The following is a 6,863-nucleotide window of genomic DNA, read 5'->3' on the forward strand; positions in this document are numbered from 1 at the left end:
AAAGTTTTTAATTATCTATTTATATATAACCATCCTGCTTTTGGTTTTTTACTTTCATCTCCATAATCAATTACGTAGTAATATGTTCCTACAGGTAATTTTGAATCTACACTAATCGTTACTCTTCCATTAGAAATTCCTCTAAAAGCAACTGTCTCGTTATTATATCCACTCGCTTTATAAACTGTATTTCCCCATCTATTAAAGATCTCAACTGTGTTATTTGGGAAGTTTTGAATTCCTGCAATGAAGAAAACTCCGTTTGTTCCATTTCCATCATCAGAAATTAAATTGAAAACATCATTTTCTGGACCGTTAACTGTAATAGTAACAACAGCTGTTCTACAATTTGGTGGTGTATCGTTATCACAAACTTCATAGGTGAATGTGTCTGTTCCTGTGAAACCTGGATTTGGGGTATAAGTTACAGTATCGTCACTTGGATCATTAGGTGTACCTCCATCATTTACTGTAACTGTTCCATTACTCGGATTAGTTACTATATCTAACGTTCCTATGTTTGGTACATCAATATCATTATCTATTATATCTATATCAACAGGTGTATCAAAATCTGTAGCTTCAGCATCATCTACTAATGTAAAATCAGAATTGGTAATCGTAATTATTGCAGTATCACTATTACCTTCTGCATCTTCTATTTCGTAAGTGATTGGTGTTGGATCGCCTGTGAAACTTCCATCTGGGGTAAATATAACTTCTCCTGTGGCCGTATCGACAGTCCAAACTCCTTCGCCTGGAACTGTGACTTCTATACAATCACCATCAGTATCTATATTGGTACAACTTGAACCTGCTGGTAAACCTGTAGTATCTAAACTAACTGTGGTTGGATCAACTGTATCTCCTGACGTATCATTTCCTACAACATCAATAGGATCACTTGGACTTCCTGTTATAAAATCACCAAAATCATCTGTTGCTATTGGTAGTGGATCGGAAACTACAACAATTATGGCTGAGTCACTATTTCCTTGTGCATCTTCTATATCATAAGAGATTGGAGTTGGATCGCCTGTGAAACTTCCGTCTGGAGTAAACACAACTTCACCTGTCGTTGGATTAACTGTCCAAACTCCTTCGCCCGGAACTGTAATCTCTATACAATCACCATCGGTATCTGTATTAGTACAACTTGAGCCTGCTGGTAAACCTGTAGTATCTAGACTAACTGTGGTTGGATCAACTGTGTCTCCCGTAGTATCATTTCCTGCAACATCAATTGGATTACTTGGATTTCCTGGTGTATAATCTCCGTTATCATCAGAAGCTATTGGTAGTGGATCAGAGACAACTGTGATCGTTGCTGAATCACTATTTCCTTGAGCATCTTCAATATTGTAAGTGATTGGCGTTGGATCACCTGTGAAACTTCCGTCTGGAGTAAATATAACTTCACCTGTCATTGGATTAACTGTCCAAACTCCTTCTCCTGGAACCGTAACTTCTATACAATCGCCATCCATATCTGTATTGGTACAACTTGAGCCTGCTGGTAAACCTGTAGTATCTAAACTAACGGTAGTTGGATCAACTACATCACCAGTCGTATCATTTCCTGCAACATCAATTGGATCGCTTGGATTTCCTGGTGTGTAATCTCCGTTATCATCTGAAGCTATTGGTAATAGATCGGAAACAACTGTGATCGTTGCTGAATCACTATTTCCTTGAGCGTCTTCTATATCATAGGTAATCGGTGTTGGATCACCTGTGAAACTTCCGTCTGGAGTAAACACAACTTCTCCTGTCGTTGGATTAACTGTCCAAACTCCTTCTCCTGGAACTGTAACTTCTATACAATCACCATCGGTATCTGTATTGGTACAACTTGAACCTGATGGTAAACCTGTAGTATCTAAACTAACTGTGGTTGGATCAACTGTATCTCCCGTAGTATCATTTCCTACAACATCAATAGGATCACTTGGATTTCCTGGTGTGTAATCTCCGTTATCATCTGAAGCTATTGGTAATGGATCAGAGACAACTGTGATCGTTGCTGAATCACTATTTCCTTGAGCATCTTCTATATCATAAGTGATTGGTGTTGGATCGCCAGTAAAACTTCCATCTGGGGTGAATACAACTTCTCCTGTCGTTGGATTTACTGTCCAAATTCCTTCGCCTGGAACTGTAACTTCTATACAATCACCATCCGTATCGGTATTTGTACAACTTGAACCTGCTGGTAAACCTGTAGTATCTAGACTAACTGTGGTTGGATCAACTGTGTCTCCTGACGTATCATTTCCTGCGACATCAATAGGATCACTTGGACTTCCTGGTGTATAATCTCCGTTATCATCTGAAGCTATTGGTAATGGATCTGCAACAACGGTAATATTTCCCGAATCACTATTTCCTTGAGCGTCTTCTATATCATAAGTAATCGGTGTCGGATCGCCTGTGAAACTTCCATCTGGAGTAAATATAACTTCACCTGTCGTTGGATTAACTGTCCAAACTCCTTCTCCTGGAACTGTAACCTCTATACAATCACCATCGGTATCTGTACTTGTACAACTTGAACCTGCTGGTAAACCTGTAGTATCTAGACTAACTGTGGTTGGATCAACTGTGTCTCCCGTAGTATCATTTCCTGCAACATCAATCGGATCACTTGGATTTCCTGGTGTGTAATCTCCGTTATCATCTGAAGCTATTGGTAATGGATCTGCAACAACGGTAATAGTTCCTGAGTCACTATTTCCTTGAGCATCTTCTATATTGTAAGTAATCGGTGTTGGATCACTTGTGAAACTTCCATCTGGAGTGAATACAACTTCTCCTGTAGTAGGATTAACCGTCCAAACTCCTTCTCCCGGAACTGTAACTTCTATACAATCACCATCGGTATCTGTACTTGTACAACTTGAACCTGCTGGTAATCCTGTAGTATCTAAACTAACTGTACTTGGATCAACTGTATCTCCTGATGTATCATTTCCTGCAACATCAATCGGATCACTTGGATTGCCTGGTGTATAATCTCCGTTATCATCTGAAACTATTGGTAATGGATCAGAACTTAATGTGATGGTTGCTTCATTTGAAACATTTCCTTGTCCATCTTCAACTGTGTAACTAACAACCGTTGGTGTACCTGTAAAACTTCCATCTGGGGTAAATATTACATTACCACTGTTATCAACTGTCCAAACTCCTTCGCCTGAAACTGTAAGTGTTTTGCCATCTGGACTTACACTTGATCCCGCTGGTAAACCTGTTAAAGTGAAAATAACCGTACTTGGATCAACTGTGTCTCCTGTGGTATCGTTTGTTGTAACATTTAAAGGTGAACTTGCACTTCCTGGAGTGTAAACTCCAACATCATCTGAAGCTATTGGTAATGGATCTGCAACAACGGTAATATTTCCCGAATCACTATTTCCTTGAGCGTCTTCTATATCATAAGTAATCGGTGTCGGATCGCCTGTGAAACTTCCATCTGGAGTAAATATAACTTCACCTGTCGTTGGATTAACTGTCCAAACTCCTTCTCCTGGAACTGTAACCTCTATACAATCACCATCGGTATCTGTACTTGTACAACTTGAACCTGCTGGTAAACCTGTAGTATCTAGACTAACTGTGGTTGGATCAACTGTGTCTCCCGTAGTATCATTTCCTGCAACATCAATCGGATCACTTGGATTTCCTGGTGTGTAATCTCCGTTATCATCAGAAGCTATTGGTAATGGATCTGCAAGAACTGTAATAGTTCCTGAATCACTATTTCCTTGAGCATCTTCTATATCGTAAGTAATCGGTGTTGGATCACCTGTGAAACTTCCATCTGGAGTGAATACAACTTCTCCTGTTGTTGGATTAACTGTCCAAACTCCTTCTCCCGGAACTGTAACTTCTATACAATCACCATCAGTATCTGTATTGGTACAACTTGAACCTGCTGGTAAACCTGTAGTATCTAAACTAACAGTACTTGGATCAACTGAATCTCCTGTAGTATCATTTCCTGCGACATCAATAGGATCACTTGGATTGCCTGGTGTATAATCTCCGTTATCATCTGAAACTATTGGTAATGGATCAGAACTTAATGTGATGGTTGCTTCATTTGAAACATTTCCTTGTCCATCTTCAACTGTGTAACTAACAACCGTTGGTGTACCTGTAAAACTTCCATCTGGGGTAAATATTACATTACCACTGTTATCAACTGTCCAAACTCCTTCGCCTGAAACTGTAAGTGTTTTGCCATCTGGACTTACACTTGATCCCGCTGGTAAACCTGTTAAAGTGAAAATAACCGTACTTGGATCAACTGTGTCTCCTGTGGTATCGTTTGTTGTAACATTTAAAGGTGAACTTGCACTTCCTGGAGTGTAAACTCCAACATCATTTGTCGCTATTGGTAATGGATCTGCAACAACAGTAATAATTCCTGAATCACTATTTCCTTGAGCATCTTCTATATCATAAGTAATCGGTGTCGGATCGCCTGTGAAACTTCCGTCTGGAGTAAACACAACTTCACCTGTCGTTGGATTAACCGTCCAAACTCCTTCGCCCGGAACCGTAACTTCTATACAATCACCATCCGTATCTGTACTTGTACAACTTGAACCTGCTGGTAAGCCTGTAATATCTAAACTAACGGTACTTGGATCAACTGTGTCTCCCGTAGTATCATTTCCTGCAACATCAATTGGATCACTTGGATTTCCTGGTGTATAATCTCCATTATCATCTGAAGCTATTGGTAATGGATCGGCAACAACTGTAATAGTTCCTGAATCACTATTTCCTTGAGCATCTTCTATATCGTAAGTAATCGGTGTTGGATCGCCAGTAAAACTTCCATCTGGGGTGAACACAACTTCTCCTGTCGTTGGATTAACCGTCCAAACTCCTTCTCCTGGAACCGTAACTTCTACACAATCACCATCCATATCTGTATTAGTACAGCTTGAGCCTGCTGGTAAACCTGTAGTATCTAGACTAACTGTAGTTGGATCAACTGTGTCTCCTGTTGTATCATTTCCTGCAACATCAATAGGATCACTTGGATTTCCCGGTGTATAATCTCCGTTATCATCTGAAGCTATTGGCAATGGATCCGCTACAACTGTAATAGTTCCTGAATCACTATTTCCTTGGGCATCTTCAATATCGTAAGTGATTGGCGTTGGGTCGCCTGTGAAACTTCCTTCTGGAGTAAACACAACTTCTCCTGTCGTTGGATTTACTGTCCAAACTCCTTCGCCTGGAACCGTAACTTCTATACAATCTCCATCGGTATCTGTATTGGTACAACTTGATCCTCCTGGTAAACCTGTAATATCTAGACTAACTGTAGTTGGATCAACTGTATCTCCTGACGTATCATTTGCTGCAACATTAATTGGATCACTTGGACTTCCTGGAGTATAATCTCCGTTATCATCTGAAGCTATTGGATTTGTATCTAAAGTAACTGTAGCTTCATTAGAAACATTACCTTCCGCATCTTCAACTGTATAACTAACAGGAGTTGGATCACCAGTGAAACTTCCATTTGGAGTGAATATTACATTACCACTATTATCTACTCCCCAAGTTCCCTCTCCAGAAACTGTAAGTGTCTTACCATCTGGACCTACACTTGATCCTGCTGGCAAACCTGTTAAAGTAAAAATAACTGTACTTGGATCAACTGTATCTCCTGTCGTATCATTTGTAGTCACATTTAGTGGAGAACTTGAACTACCTGAAGTATAATTGCCTACATCGTTTGTCGCTATTGGTAATTCATCTATTGTAATTGTAAAAGGATCGGTAGCACTACATCCATTACTATCTATATAAGTTATTATTCCATTGTAGATTCCTGCTGTAGCACTTGCAGGAATTACATAAGTAGCCGATGTTAAATTTGTTGGGGTAATTACATCACTAAAACCTTCTGCTTCTGCAACTGCATCATAATCTATCGTATAGTGTGTAGGTGTTCCACTGGTTGCCGTAAGTACTAAATTTGCTGAAGTTGTTCCGGAAACCACCACCACATCATTCACTGTAGCTACTGGGTTTTCGTCAATTGTAATTGTAAAAATATTGCTTCCACTACATCCATTATCATCTACATACGTGATTGTTCCACCATAAGTATTTGCTGAAGCTGATGCTGGAATCGTAAAGGTAGCACCTGTTAAACTTGTATTTGTCGTTACATCACTAAACCCTGCTGCTTCTGATGCGGCATCATAATCTATTGTGTACTGAGTAGGATTTCCAGTACTTGGTGTTAAAGTTAGTGAAGCCGAAGTTGTACCTGCACAAACTCTTGGATTATCTAAAATTGCCACTGGATTGGCATTAATCGTTACTGTAAAAGCATCTGTACCACTACAACCGTTCGCATCAATATAAGTAATCGTACCGCCATAAGTATTTGCAGCAGCTGCACCTGGAATTGTAAAAGTAGCTCCCGTTAAACTTGTATTTGTCGTAACATCACTAAAGCCTGCTGCTTCTGCCGCTGCATTATAATCTATCGTATACTGAGTAGGTGTTCCTGTTGTAGCTGTTACTGTTAGTGTAGCTGAAGTATCTCCAACACAAACTGATGGATCGTTTACTGTAGCTACTGGATTCGCATTGATCGTTACTGTAAAAGCGTCCGTACCACTACAACCGTTCGCATCAATATAAGTAATCGTTCCGCTATAAGTATTTGCGGCTGCTGCTCCTGGAATTGTAAAGGTAGCTCCTGTTAAACTTGTATTGGTCGTAACATCACTAAAACCTGCTGCTTCTGCTGCTGCATTATAATCTATCGTATACTGAGTAGGTGTTCCTGTTGTAGCTGTTACTGTTAGTGTAGCTGAAGTATCTCC

Annotated in this window: 1 protein-coding gene; it reads right to left on the bottom strand. The window is 39.8% G+C overall.

What is annotated here, in order from left to right; translation table 11 throughout:
* Window positions 1–11: 11 nt before the first annotated feature.
* The coding region (locus tag Q1A15_RS15105) for an Ig-like domain-containing protein (protein WP_299625732.1) at window positions 12–6,863 on the bottom strand (6,852 nt) is incomplete at its 5' end.

The sequence above is a fragment of the uncultured Tenacibaculum sp. genome (genome assembly GCF_947495995.1).
Classification (GTDB): Bacteria; Bacteroidota; Bacteroidia; order Flavobacteriales; family Flavobacteriaceae; genus Polaribacter.